The organism is Desulfolutivibrio sp. (assembly GCF_036584575.1).
Classification (GTDB): Bacteria; Desulfobacterota; Desulfovibrionia; order Desulfovibrionales; family Desulfovibrionaceae; genus Desulfolutivibrio.
In genome coordinates this window covers 1-13,499 of the sequence record NZ_JAZHDB010000199.1, presented here as the reverse complement: position 1 = coordinate 13,499, position 13,499 = coordinate 1, and the positions used below count along the sequence as shown (strand labels likewise).

Below are 13,499 nucleotides of genomic sequence, written 5' to 3'. Positions count from 1 at the left end.
AGGTGAAGATGCGCCCGGCCTGTCCGAAGGCGCCGGGCGGCTGCGCGATTGTGGCCGCTCAGACTGCCTAGCGTATTTCCGGCGTATTTCCTAGGGGCCAGAGGGTCTGGCCGAGGCCTTGGCCACGGCCGTTTGTGGACAAATGTCAGGGAAAATGCTTTGTTTCCCCGGTTCGCGGGCAATGCGATACGGTCGCCTGCCGCGCGGACCTTTTTGCAACAGTGACCTTGAAGGGAATCGGGAGCATGTACCAGGGGCGCACAAATCGGAACACGATACAACGCCGGGCGCAGCCGTCCAACACCCGCCGGGCGCGCCGGGCCATGCCCCGCCGGACAGGCGCGGCCGGTTCCGGCCGGTCGGGCCTGCGTTTCATGCGGTTTGTGGCCCTGGTCGCAATTGTGGTGGCCGGGCTCTTTCTGGGATGCACCTTTTTTACGGCCAAGGAGCCGCCCGCGCCGCCGCCTCCGGCTGTGACGCCCATGACCGATGCGGCCGTGTCCGAGTGCCTGTCCCGGGTGCAGGCGGCCAAGGCCGCCCAGCCCCGGCCCGAAACCCTGGATGATTTCGTGCGCTACGTGGCGGCGGTCTATGTGGAGCCGGTGCGCTCCCGCTACGCCGTGGCCGAGACCATGGAGACGGCCGTGCGTCTGTCCGCCGCAGGCAACGCCCAGGCCCAGCGCTTCCTGGCGGCCACCGTGCGCGACGTGCAGCTCCAGGCGGCCATGGGTGGGCGCACCTTCACCGTGGACCAATGGCGGGAGATCTACCTCCGCTCCGGCCTCTTGAATCAGGAGACCTTTGTGGCCATCGGCGGGGAACTGCCCCAGCCGGAAACGGCCCACGCCGCCGCGTCCGTGGCCCCCGGCCCGGCCGCTTCCGCTTCGGACGCTTCCGTCTCGGACGTCGCTGGCTCCGGGCCGTCCCTGCCGCCTGAGTCCGAGGAAGAAGGCGAATGAGCATGGCCCTGGCCGTCGCCGCCAAAAAGGCCCTGGCCGACGCCGTGCGCATCAGCCTGGACCTGTACAAGGTCATGATCCCGGTGATCATCGCGGTCAAGATCCTCAAGGAGTTGGACCTCATCGCCTATCTGGCCGTGCCGCTTGGGCCGCTCATGGAGCTGGCCGGGCTTCCGGCGGACATGGGGCTGGTGTGGGCCACGGCCATTTTGACCAACATCTACGGCGGCATCCTGGTTTATGTGTCTCTGCCGCCGGGGGCCGACCCTCTAAGCGTGGCCCAGGTGACGGTGCTCTCCACCATGATCCTCATCGCCCACAACCTCCCGGTGGAGGGCCGCATCACCCAGAAATGCGGGGTGGGATTTCTTGGGCAGACGGTTTTGCGCATGGGCGGGGCGCTTGCGTGCGGCATGCTCATGCACCGGTTTTTCGCCGCCGCCGGGATGCTCACGGAACCGGCCCGGGCGATCTTCACCGCCGCCCCGGCCCAGGCCTCCCTTGTCGGCTGGGCGCTTGGGGAGGCCAAAAACCTGATCATGATCTTCGGGGTCATCCTGGCGCTGATCATCCTCATGCGCGTGCTGGCCCGGCTCCGGGTCACGGACCTTTTCGAGCGCCTGTTGTCCCCGGTCCTGGGGCTTTTGGGCATCGGGGCCAAGGCCGCGAACATCACGGTCATCGGGCTGGTCATGGGCCTGGCCTACGGGGGCGGGCTGATCATGATGGAGGTCCAGGGCGGGCGGTTGTCCCGGCGCGACGTGTTTTCCTCCCTGTCGCTGATGAGCCTGTCCCACGCCTTGATCGAGGACACCCTGCTCATGACGCTCATCGGAGCCAGCGTGCAGGGCACGTTTTTCGGAAGGCTCCTTTTTTCCATGCTGGTGGTGGCCATCCTGTCGCGGCTGGTGGGGCCGCGTCTGGCCGCGCCCGGGTCGGTTGCGGGGAGGATCTTTTGACCCCCGGCCCGCGCCGCCTGGCGGCGACCCTGGCGGTGGCCGTCCTGATGATCTGCGCCCTGGCGGGGGCGACAGGGGCCTTGGCCCAGACGGCCCCTGTCTCCCCGGGCGTCCCGGTCAGTTTCGAGCCGCTCATCCGGCGGCTGGTGGAGTCCGGCCGTTCCGAGGCCAGCCTGCGCGCCCTGTTTGCCCGGCCGGAGATGGTGTTTGATCCCGAGCCCATGAGCACCAAGCTCACCGAACTCTACATGTCGAAATACGGCCTGAAGCTGGTGACCGACATCCAGACGCGGCTGGCGGAGCTGGGCTACCATCCCTGGCCTGCGGACGGCCGACTCAAGCGGCTCACCAAGTGGTCCATCCGGGCCTGGCAGCGCGGAAGCGGCCTTCCGGAGCGGGCCGTGGCCACGACGGAACTTCTGGCCGCGCTTCGGGCGTCCACGGCCATGGCCCCGGCCGGGCTGGAGTTCCCGCCGATCGAGGCCCCGAGCGTCTACGAGAGCGCCCTGACCCCGGAGCGGCTGGCCGAGGCCCGGGAGTTTTTGGCCGCCAACCGGGCCATGCTGTCCCGGGTGCGGGCCCGTTACGGCCTGCCCGAGGAGGTGGCCGTGGGGGTGAGCGCCGTGGAGACCCGGTGCGGCCGCTATCTGGGCGACAAACCGGCCGTGGCCTCCCTGGCGGGCATGGCCCTGGCCCGGGACTATGCCCTGGTGTCCCAGGCCTTCGCCTATGAGCGCCCGTCCCCCGACCGGGCGGCCTGGCTGACCCAGACGGCGCGCGACCGGGGGGATTGGGCCTGCCGGGAACTGGCGGCCCTTTTGGACTACGCCGCCCGCCTGGGCCGCGATCCTCTGACCATGCCCGGCTCGGTCTACGGGGCCATCGGCGTCAGCCAGTTCATGCCCACAAGCGCCCTGAGCCTGGCCCGGGACGGCGACGGGGACGGCGTGGCGGATCTTTTCAACGTGGCCGACGCCCTGGAGAGCATGGGCAACTACCTGAACAAAGCCGGAGTGGGAGGCCAGACCTCCGAGGCGGCCCTTCGCGAGGCCCTTTTTCGCTACAATCGCAGCCGGACCTATGTGAACACCATCATGGCCGTGGCTGGGAGCCTGCGCGAAACCGCCGGAGCGGGCGCTCCCGGGCAATGACCGGGCGGCCGTGGCCGTCCGCCGTCGCCAAGGGGCCGTGAGAACGTCGGCCGGGCGCGAAAGCCGCGCCGTGCCGTGTGGACCCCAACTGCAACGGAAAACCGCATGCCCTCCCTCCTGCGCCTTCTTTTTCTGTGCCTGACGCTCGTTGTTCCGGATATCGTCCAGGCCGCCTCGGCCACGGTCATCGGCTATCACCGGTTCGACGGCCGCCGGTCCAGCATGTCCATGCCCATGGACCTGTTCGAGGCCCATCTGAAGTATCTCAAGGAACACGCCAACGTCGTCTCCATGGACGAGTTTGCAGGCTACATCGCGCGCGGGGAGAGCTTTCCTCCGCGCACGGTGGTCATCACCATCGATGACGGCTGGTCCTCGGTCATGCAGGCCTTCGAGCTTTTGAAAAAGTACGACCTGCCGTTCACCCTGTTTCTGCCCATGGCCTACATGGCCAATCCGGCCTCGAAGGCCAGCCTGAGCGCCGCAGACCTGGAAACGCTCAAGGCCTGGCCCAAGGTCACCTTTGCAGACCATTCCTTCAGCCACTCCACGCGGTTTCAGGTCGGCAAGCATGGCAGCCGCGACGCCTACCTGGCCTTTTTGCGCACCGACCTGAGCGCCTCGCGGAAGCGCTTTCTTGAGATTTTCGGCTCGTATCCCAAATATTACGCCTATCCCTACGGACGCGGCAACGACGTTTTCGGGGCGCTTTTGGCTGAAAACGGCTACCAGCTCATGTTCGTCACCGGCTACCGGCCCTTCGACGGCAACGTCAATCCCCGGGCTGTCCCGCGCCTGGGCGGCCATGCGGTGTCGGTGCAAAAGCTCAAGGAAATCGTGGAGACGTACTGAGGCGCTGGAAGCGTTCGCGGCGTGCGTCCCTGTGCTGGGGCTGGAATCGGGAAGTTCTGAGGCGCAGGCCGTATCGACGTGGTGCGTCCTGGCATGACCCCAGGGACGGTGCGCCGTGGCGCGCAGGGCGTACGGCGTCGCGGCCGCCGTCCGGCCAAACTCCCGGACGACGGCCGCGCGGGAGCCTACTGGTCGAGCAGCAGAAGCAGCATCGGCGGGATGGACTCTCCGGCGACTTCCGTGAAGGCCGGGTTGGTGGTCAGGATGGCGCCGTTGTCGCCTGCGGCGAACACCGCACTTTGTCCGATGCTGGCGGCCAATCCGTTGATCGGGCTTGAGAACCCGCCTTGGACGAGCTGTCCCACGCCGTTTTGGATGCGGTACAGAGAGGCCTTGTCGCCGTCGGTGTAGCGGCTTGACGTGTTGAGGGCCGCCCAGAACACGCCGCCTCCGGCATGGACGATGGACGAGAAGGTATAGAGCGGATAGCCTTCTTCCGGCGGTGCGACGCGGGGAATGCCGCTCACCGGCGACCAGGCGGTTCCGTTGGTGCTGTAGAAGGCCGCGCCGTTTGCGCCCACGGCCACGAGCATGTTCGTGGTGGCGGCCACGGCGGTCAGGTCGTCCCCGTTGGACCCCACGGTGGATGTCGTCCAGGCCCCGCTACGCCACAGGGCCACCTTGCCCCCCTTGCCCACGGCATGCACGTCGCCGCTTGGGGAGGCGGCCATGCCCAGGTACAGGTAGGAGTCGGCCCCGGCGTCGAGGCAGGTCATGAATTCGCTTCCCACCATGCAGGGATTCCCCTGGCCATTGGCGTCCTGGAGGACGGCGTAGCCGCCCGAGGCGGTCTTGACCACGTCGAGCAGGGGCGGAAAGTTGCCCACGCCGCCGGGGGGCGTCCAGGCTGTCCAACTGAAGCCGTTGCCGCGCAAGGTGGCGCCGTAGGTGGTGGCGTAGTCGTACACCGACAGCCAGATGTCGGAGGCGGAAAAGGCCTTGAAGGATCTGGTGAGGCAGGTTTCGCCCAGGGCGGCGATGGGGTGCGCGGTCATCCGGCCGCCGTTCCAGGCATAGATGCCGATGCCTGCGTTGGTCCATTGCGGGGCGAGCCACAGCCGGTCCGAAAAGGCCACGGACTGCATGTTTGTGGTGACCACGGCCGGGGTGTTCAGGGTCTGGCGCGCCCCGGTGGTTCCATTCATGCTCTCCATCAGGCCGTAGTCGCCGCCGAGCAGGTAGCTGCCGGAGGCGCCGGGCACGATGGCATGGCGGGCTTTCCCGGTCGGATCGTCGCGGTTGACCAGGGCGTTGCTCGCCCCCACCCACTGCCGGATGACTCCGGCCAACCCCACAAACCAGATATTGTTCGGGCCCGAACCGCTTATGGCCGACAAATCGTAGCCGTCTAAGAATCCTCCGCCGGTATTGACCTGCACCCAGGACGTGGAGACGGATCGCTTCAGTCGGTAGATCTGGCCCGAATTGCCGCTGGCGAACACGTTGTCGGCGTCGGGCCCCCAGACGGCCTGCAGCAGGTTGAAGCTCATGGAGCCTCCGGTCTCCAACTGGGCCATGACCGTCCAGCCTGTGGCGTCGCGGCGCAACACCGTGCCGTAGCTGCCCACGGCGAAGATGTCGGAGTCGGAGAAGCCGAAGATGGATTGCAACTGAAATCCCCATTGCGTCACCACGCCCAGAGGGTCGGTAACCTCCTCGAATATCCATTTGCTTTGGGCGGCATTCCACTTGGCCGGGCCGCCGTTTCGGCTGACGGCGTAGGCCGCCCCCGTGGAGGACACCCAGACGTCGGCCATGGTGTAGTAGCCGTCCCAGTTAAGTACCGTGGGCGGCGTGGTTGAGGACCATGCGGCGCCGTTGAAATGCAAAAGCACCGAGCGGGACGGGTCGGTGGCTTCGGCCGTCGCCTCGTTGCCGCCCACGGCCCAGATGTCGGTGGCCGAGCGGCCATAAATGCCTTTTAGGGGGGAGTTGGTCCCGGAAGTCATGAACGTGACGGTCGTGCCGGTGCGTTTCAGAATGACGCCGCCGTCGCCGACGAGATAGGTGGTTGTCCCGCCGTCCGGGCTGTAGGCGTCGTTTATGGTGTTGCCCGTGGGCGACGGGGCCAGAAAGGACCATGTCTGGGCCGCGGCGAGGCTTGTCAGGCCGCAGAAGACACACAGGGCCATGCCGAACCATGCCATGTGCAAAGCTTTTTTTATGCCGATCACGTTTTTCCCTCCCGAGGTGGCGCAGACGTCCTGCGACTTTTCGCGAACAAGCGCGTGTACATCGTCATTGGGCGGCCAGTGCGTTGCTCAAGATGGGGCAGTCGCGCGGACGGCGACGGCGGGCGGGCTTGACGTCAGAGAGAGACGAACGTCTTTTTTGGATACTATTTATCTTACATCAATGTGCAGGGTTTGTGCAAGATGTATTCTCCGACAGCGCGCTTTGGGCCAACCTTCGAGGTCGGAACATCCGGGGTGGAGGAGCGCGCCTTCCACGGCCAGCGGGTCTGGCGGCCCCCTGTCGCCACGGAATCCGGCGATCCGAGGGCGCATGTTTTGCATTATTCTTGACACGCAATCGTTTTACAGGTAATTATATAATCTTTTTCTTTGGCAATACTTTTCACATCGTGAGTCACGTCATGTCTTCCCTCGCCGCACACCGGGGCGCCTACCGGCGCGTTCTGGCCATCGGGCTGCCGCTGGTGGTGAGCATGGGCGCCACCACGCTCATGCTTTTTACCGACCGGATGTTTCTGGGAAACTATTCCCTCGACGCCATCGCCGCCGCCCTGCCTGCGGGCATCGCGGCCTTTGCGATCCAGTCTTTTTTCATCGGCACGGCCGGGTACACCGGGGTGTTCATCGCCCAGTACACCGGGGCGCAGCGTCCGCAGCGCGTGGGCGCGGCCCTGTGGCAGGGCGTGTGGTTCTGCCTGCTGGCCGGGGTGCTTTCGGCTGCGGCCTCGCTTTTGGCCGGGCCGCTGTTCGCCCTGGCCGGGCATCCGGACGACGTCCGCGTCCTGGAGGAGCCGTACTTTCGCCTTCTGATGCTGGGCGGGGTATTCGGCGTCCTAGACGCCGCCTTTTCGGGTTTTTTCACCGGACGGGGGCTGACCCGGGTGGTCATGGCGGTCAACCTGACCGGGGCGATCCTCAACATCCCCCTGGACTACGCCCTGATCTACGGGGCCTTCGGGTTCCCTGAACTGGGCATCCGGGGGGCGGCCCTGGCCACCGTGGCCGGGGGGGCCGTGAGCGCGGTTCTTTTTACGGCGCTCATCTTCACCCGGAAAAACGAGCGGCTTTTCCGGGTCAGAAGCGCATGGGCCCTGGACCGCGATCTCTTTATGCGGCTCATGAAATACGGCCTGCCCGGCGGCGTCCAGTTTTTCCTGGACATCTTCGCCATCACCTTTTTCGTCTTTCTGGTGGGGCGCATCGGCAAGGAAGAGCTGGCGGCCACCAACATCGTCTTCTCCATCAACACCCTGACCTTTTTGCCCATGGTCGGATTCTCGGTGGCGGCCAGCACTCTGGTGGGCCAGGCCCTGGGGGCGGGCGATCCCGATGCCGCCCACCGCGACACCATGGCCACGCTCAAGCTGACTCTGGGCTACATGACCGCCGTGGCCCTGCTGTTCGTGGTTTTTCCCGAGACGTTTCTGGCCCTGTTCCGGCCCCGGGACATGAATGCCGCCGAATACGCGGCCATCACCGCAACCGGGGTGTGGCTGATGCGTTTTGTGGCGGTCTATTCGATCTTCGACGCCGTGGCCATGATCCTCTTCGGGGCGCTCAAGGGGGCGGGCGACAGCCGCTATCTCATGCTGTCCATGGGCAGCGCGGCCATCTTGGTGATGATCGTGCCCACCTATGCGGCGGTGGAGTCCTTCGGGGCCGGGGTGTACACGGCCTGGGCGTTTTTGACGGCCTATGTCCTGGCCCTGGCCGGGCTCATGTGGCTGCGCTACCGGGGCGGCAAATGGCGGCGCATGCGGGTCATCGAGGGGGCCGCCGGGGCCTCTGCCTCTGACGCGCCCTGACACGGCATGACACGCCATGAAAACGGGCGGTGAGACGCACCGTGTCACACCGCCCGCTTTTCCTTCATCCCGCGTGGGAATTGTCGATCACTCTCTGACCATGTTTGGGTGATGCATCTCGCTGCCCTCCATCTCCACGGTGTGGCAGACGTCGCACCGGCCCTTGCTGCCGATGACCCCGGCAAAACCCATATACTGGAGGGGCTGTACGTTGTCCCGATTCTTGCCGTAGGCGTTGTTCGCCACGTAGGTGGCGTGGGGAGCGCCGTGGCAGGCGATGCAGGGCACGTTCCCCGTATCTTCCTTGCGGTTGCGGTACAGTCCGGAACGGTCCTTGACCCAGACGTTGAAGGCCTTGGCGTCCCTTTTCGCCATGACGAAGTCCGGGTGGCAGGTCAGGCAGTCCGGTTCCTGTACCCAGGCCAGGCGCGGATTGATGTCTGCGGTCTGCGCCACGAGGCGCGGGGTGATGTTTTTCATGAAGATTTCCGCCCGTTTCTTGCCTGCCGCCTGTTCCGCCCGCAGCACGGACAGGGCGTGGTCCTCCATGAAGCCGTGGCAGGAGGAGCAGCCGATGCCCTTGGCGGAGTGGTTGTCGCGCAGGCAGCGGGTCACTCCCGTGTGGCTGTCCGGGTGGCAGTTGGCGCAGGCATCCTCGCCCTGGCCGGTCATGTAGTTGACGTGGAAGCCGTGCATGGCCGCCGAGAGGTTCAGGCGCTTGGGATCGGCCGGGGCGTCGAACAGGGCGTCGGGGTGGCAGCTCTGGCACATGACGGGTTGTCCGGCTGCGGCCCTGGCCGCCAGATCCGTGCCGCTGCGCTTGTCGTGGACGGTCAGTATGCCTTGGGCCGTGACCCCGGAGATGCCCGTGACCCCGCCCTTGCGGAACGCGCCGCCGTGGCATTTCCAGCAGCTCATTTCCGTGGAGACGGGAAGGACCGTTTTGGTCTGCGCCACAACCTGGCCCGTGGCCTTGTCCGTGGCGGTGATGGTGAACAGCGGATAGGGGTTCACGGAGCCGTCGTCGGCATAGGGAACCACGGGGATTCCGGCGGCCTCGAAGGTCTTGGACTTTTCATTGTAGGCCAGGGTTCCGTCCAGGCCCTTGCCCCCGGCGGACTGGTCGGGCTTGGGCGCCTTGCCGATGAGCGAGGGCGCGTATTTCCAGAAGTCCACATGCTTTGACGGATGCTTGAAGCCCTCCGGGGCGGCGTAGGTGATCTCCACCCCGTCCGTGACCACCTCCGGAACGACGTCACGCCGGATAAGGACCGCGCCCACGGCGCTTCCCGGCGGCAGAAACGAGAAGAAGCCGTCGGCGTCGGTGATGCACTTCAGTCCCAGCGTACACCAGGACAAAAGCAGGTGTGAGGCCGTATCCGGATCAAAGGCTGGAATGTCCAGGGGCAGGGTCTTGATGTCCGCCACCACGGGTTTGTCCAGGGGGCGTCCGTTGACCGTGGAGGTGATGTAGGCGGCCAGGGCGTCGCGTTCGGCCGGGCTGCCCACAAAGGGCGGCATCTGCTTGAAGAGGCGGCCCTGGCCGGTAAGGTAGGCGGCCACGCCCTCGTTGCCGATATGGCCGGTATATTTGCGGATGTCCTTCATGGGCCCGGCCAGACTATGGCAGGACAGACACTGGAAGGCGTAGATCTCCCGCCCGGCGTCCAGACGGTTCTCCGCCGTGACGTCCTTGTTCTTGGTCCAGGCGGCGCGCGGCAAAAAGGCGTCCGTCAGGGGTTCGGCCTGGGCCGGGGCGATGCCCGTGGACCACAGGCGTTCCGAGATGATGAAGGGCCGCCGCCCGGCCTCGCGGATGTATTCGAAGGCCCCCACCACCCCGAAGCCCAGGACCAGAAGCAGGGCGGCCACCGGGGTGCGCACGGAAATCGGCAGGCGCACGGCCATAAGCAGGGCGAAGACGCCCACCAGGACGGCGATCACCGGCAACGCCTTGAGATACGGCGCGATTTCGGCCGAGCCGTGCAGGATGAAGTCCATGGTCGACGGGGGCAGAACGCTGACGTACCACCAGCCGGACAGGGCCAGAAACGGCAGGGAGACCACGGCCCACAACACGCACGAGCGCACCACCCGTTCCCGGGCGGCGGGCTCCTTGACCCGGACGGCGGTCACGAATCCGAACAGCCCGGCCAGCATAAACGCCAGAAAGGACCGGAAGAAAAGCGACGGCCAAAACGACGGGTTGAACATGCCGTCCCAGAAGCCGTTGGTCGTGGCCCAGGCCCCGGGGGTGAGCATGACCCCGATGATCCCGTTGATGGTGAAAAGCGACAGCCAGGCGAAGATGAAATAGAGCCAGCCCACGCGCAGGTGGTCCCTGGCGGCCATCTTGCCGAACGAATAATGGTAGACCAGAAGGGCCGCGATTTCCCCCAGAAAAAACGTCCATTCCATGGCCCAGCCCCACACGAAGGAGTTGACCAGGATCAGCGTGCCGCCCGGGGAGAGCACGGCGATGGTGAACCAGATGGCCACGCCCGAAAGCCCGCCGAAGACCATGGTCAGAAGCAGGAAGAAGGTGGTGTGGGATTTGACGTAATCCAGGATGGCCGGGGAGTTCTCCCGGCGCCCCTTGGTCTCGGTCAAAACCAGGAACAGCCCGCCGCCCACGGCGAAATGGGCCACGAAGACATGTACCGTGGCGATCACCGCGATCCAGAACCCCCCGCCCGTGGCCGCAAGTTGCCAGACCGGATAGTCCATGCCCTAGGCCCTCCCTTGCGAGCGTCTGTAGAGCGTCGCCATGTACCAAGTGAGTCCGATTACGGCCAGAAGACAGAGGAGAAAGACCGTCAGGGGCCCGTACTGCGGGGCCACGGTCAGTTTGTCGGGATGAAAGTACGGCGCCAGATAGGCCGCGCGCACCAGGTCGCGCATGCCGGCCATGAGCGCAACCGTGGCCGCCACGGCCAGGGCCGCCCGCATGGGCTGGCCGCGCAGGCCGAAGGTCAGGGCGGCGGCCACGGCCAAAAGTCCCGCCAGAAAGACCGTCGTGTGCAGGCCGCTTGCGCCCATGAAAAGAAGCATCACCTCGGTCGGCAGGGCCAGGAGAAACCAGATCCCCAGGGCGATCTGGACCATGGTGGCCCGGTTGAACCAGGCCAGCCCCAGGGACATTCTGGACTTGGCCGCAACCTCGTGCCGGGCGGCCGCCGGGGCGTTTTTTAGGGCGATGAAAAGGCCCCCCACGGCCAGGGAGGCGGTGACGAAGTGCAGCCAGCGCGGGAAAAACGTGGGGTCGCCAAGGTTCAAGACGGTCCCCCCGGGGGTGGCGAAGTAGGCGGTCCAGGCCTCGGGCCGCTGCAAAAGGCTCATGATGTTGGTCATGATGAAACTGACGCCCAAAAGGAGCACGGCGGCCAGGGCCAGGGCCGGGGTGCGGGAGACGCCTTTTTTGAGGCCGTAGCTGAAAATGTAGAGCAGATAATAGGCGGCCATGGCCACGGCGGGGACCGCCAGCCAAGAGACCGCCGACAGCACCGCCGCCGTGTACAGATAGCCGCCCAGGAGCACGGACAAAAAAAGCAGCGGCGGTACGCCCAGATTGATCGTCAGGGCCAGGACGGTGGGCAGGGTTTTGGCCAGGCTCGGGGTCGGCGAGCGCCTGCGTCCGCTACTGGCCAGGGCGATGAACGTTCCACCCAGGATGACGTTCATAAGCAGCAGATGGGCGGTGAAGGTCAGAAGCAAAAGCGCTTCAATGATCCCCCAGGGAGCGGGAATGGTCACCAGCGGCGGGACAAGGGATGCCGGGTCCATGCCGTATCGACCTCCTTTTTTGGTGAACCGCTGCACGAAAATCCGGATGTGGCGGGGAGACGAGTTCACCGTGCCTGTAGCAGCTCCGGTTGGTCTGCGCAAACCGGGGAAGCACTATTTCTGTCGCATACTCACGCGTCTCTGAAAAGAGGAAGTTCGCACAGGAAAGTATTTCATACTGTCCCCGTGTGCAATGCGGAAAAATGGCCCCTCCCGGCCGTGGCGACGGGAGAGGCGCACGGCGCATCAGTCACGCGCGCCGTCGGGCCGCCCGGCCAGCCCGCAATAGCCCTTGTCCCCGTCTTGCGAAGACCCGGAGCTGCGCCACATCATGCACATGGTTCCCTGGCAGAACTTCATCTTGTCGTCATGGGTCATGAGCAACGGACAGTATTTGAACTTGGCCTCGTGTTCGGTGTGGTACATGCTGCATTCTCCCGTCATGAGGTGAAGGCCACGACCACCAGGGTCACGTCGTCCTCCTGGGGGGCGTCGCCGCGAAAATCATCCAAGGCCTGGGCCACGGCCGCCACCACGGCAGCCGCGCCGCGTCCGGCCGCCTGGCGTACGACATGTTCCAGACGCGTTTTCCCGAACATCTCCCCGGCGGGGCTGCGGCTCTCCCAGATGCCGTCGGAACCCACCACCAGCATCGCCCCGGCCGGGACGGCCTGGCGCTGCATGTCCTCGTAGGCGGCGTCGTCCAGGACGCCCAGGGCCACGCCCCGGCCGCCCAGTTCCGTGAACGAGGCGGTTCCCGGATCGTAGAGCATGGCCGGATCGTGCCCGGCCCGTGCCCAGTGCAGGGACCGCCCGGCCGGGTCGATCTCGATGTAAAAAAGGGTCATGAACCGGCCCGTGCCCATGGTGTCCTGGCACAGATCCCGGTTCACCCCGGCGACCACCGTGCCGGGCGTGGCGTCCAGGGCCGCGCGGGGACGCACCAGAGCCCTGGCCGTGGCCATGAGCAGGGCCGCGCCCACGCCGTGGCCGCACACATCTCCCACCACCATGCCCACCCGGCCCTGCTTGGGGCCCGTGAATTCAAAAAAATCGTAATAATCCCCGCCAGTTTCGTCGCAGTAGATGCTCAAGGCCGCCATATCCAGCCCGGCCAGGCGGGGCGGGGCCTTGGGCAAAAGCCGCAGTTGGACCTCCATGGCCAGCTCCAGGGATTCGCGCATGCGCACCCTGTCCGCCAACTGTGGGGCCATGTCGTTGAAGATGCGCCCCAGTTCGGCCAGTTCATCGTGGCCTTTGGGATGGGCCCGGGCCGCGAAATCCCCCGTGGCCAGCCGTCTGGCCGCCCGGGCCAGGTCGGCGGCCGGGCGGGTCACGGTGCGCGCCCCGAAAAGCGTGGCCGGGATGAGCACGGCCATGACCGCGACGGCCACGATGCCGGAAAACGCGACCTGCTCGGAGATGCGCTCTTGCACGTAGGTCGCTGCGGCCACGGACTCGGCCAGCACCTCGGCCACGGGCGCGATCTGGAGCAGCGCCTGCCCCGTCCCGGCCGGGGCATAGGCCCACAGGCTGTCGCGGCCCTCGAAGGGCAGGCGGCGCACCCCGGCCCGGCCTTCGGCCACGTCCCGGGCCACCTCGGAGAACACCTCCCGGTTTTCCGAACGCACCTGTTCCGGCTCCACCCGGGCCAGCCAGCCGTGGCGGCCGCGCGCGGGCTATCCAACAGTTTGGAGAAGGACCATACATTCGGTGTCCTTCCTTTGCCTTCACG

General features: G+C 66.1%; 10 protein-coding genes. 5 read left to right on the top strand and 5 right to left on the bottom strand.

The window, feature by feature from the left end; genetic code table 11:
• The first annotated feature begins 323 nt into the window (after positions 1-323).
• The 4 genes from V3572_RS14230 (at position 324) to V3572_RS14215 (ending at position 3,921) form a co-directional block, all read left to right on the top strand.
• Positions 324-959 (top strand): hypothetical protein, encoded by a 636-nt coding sequence (locus V3572_RS14230; RefSeq protein WP_332111679.1) that lies wholly within the window; start codon positions 324-326, stop codon positions 957-959.
• Between the two features lie 2 nt (positions 960-961).
• Positions 962-1,918 (top strand): hypothetical protein, encoded by a 957-nt coding sequence (locus V3572_RS14225; RefSeq protein WP_442877387.1) that lies wholly within the window; start codon positions 962-964, stop codon positions 1,916-1,918.
• Positions 1,915-3,069 carry a lytic murein transglycosylase gene (locus V3572_RS14220; protein WP_332111677.1) on the top strand — a complete coding sequence of 385 codons (1,155 nt, stop codon included), beginning with the start codon at positions 1,915-1,917 and terminating at the stop codon, positions 3,067-3,069. Before V3572_RS14225 ends, V3572_RS14220 begins: the two co-directional genes overlap by 4 nt.
• Positions 3,070-3,174: 105 nt before the next feature.
• Positions 3,175-3,921, top strand: coding sequence for a polysaccharide deacetylase family protein (locus V3572_RS14215; protein ID WP_332111676.1), 747 nt, complete (start codon positions 3,175-3,177; stop codon positions 3,919-3,921).
• A 185-nt stretch (positions 3,922-4,106) separates the two neighbouring features.
• On the opposite strand, the gene V3572_RS14210 is transcribed toward V3572_RS14215, so the two are convergent.
• Positions 4,107-6,113, bottom strand: a complete 2,007-nt coding sequence (locus V3572_RS14210) for a hypothetical protein (protein WP_332111675.1) — start codon at positions 6,111-6,113, stop codon at positions 4,107-4,109.
• Positions 6,114-6,577: 464 nt separating this feature from the next.
• Here V3572_RS14210 and V3572_RS14205 point away from each other — a divergent pair, with 464 nt between their 5' ends.
• Positions 6,578-7,981 (top strand): MATE family efflux transporter, encoded by a 1,404-nt coding sequence (locus V3572_RS14205; RefSeq protein ID WP_332111674.1) that lies wholly within the window; start codon positions 6,578-6,580, stop codon positions 7,979-7,981.
• Positions 7,982-8,068: 87 nt separating this feature from the next.
• On the opposite strand, the gene V3572_RS14200 is transcribed toward V3572_RS14205, so the two are convergent.
• From V3572_RS14200 to V3572_RS14185, 4 genes are all read right to left on the bottom strand, one after another.
• Complete coding sequence (locus tag V3572_RS14200; protein ID WP_332111673.1) at positions 8,069-10,708, bottom strand: c-type cytochrome; 2,640 nt, start codon at positions 10,706-10,708, stop codon at positions 8,069-8,071.
• 3 nt (positions 10,709-10,711) lie between these two features.
• Positions 10,712-11,764 carry a hypothetical protein gene (locus V3572_RS14195; RefSeq protein ID WP_332111672.1) on the bottom strand — a complete coding sequence of 351 codons (1,053 nt, stop codon included), beginning with the start codon at positions 11,762-11,764 and terminating at the stop codon, positions 10,712-10,714.
• 246 nt (positions 11,765-12,010) lie between these two features.
• The gene (locus V3572_RS14190) at positions 12,011-12,190 is read right to left on the bottom strand and encodes a hypothetical protein (RefSeq protein WP_332111671.1); all 180 of its coding nucleotides are present in this window, start codon (positions 12,188-12,190) and stop codon (positions 12,011-12,013) included.
• A gap of 14 nt (positions 12,191-12,204) precedes the next feature.
• Entirely contained in the window at positions 12,205-13,395 is a 1,191-nt protein-coding gene (locus V3572_RS14185) for a PP2C family protein-serine/threonine phosphatase (protein ID WP_332111670.1), read from the bottom strand.
• Positions 13,396-13,499 lie beyond the last annotated feature (104 nt).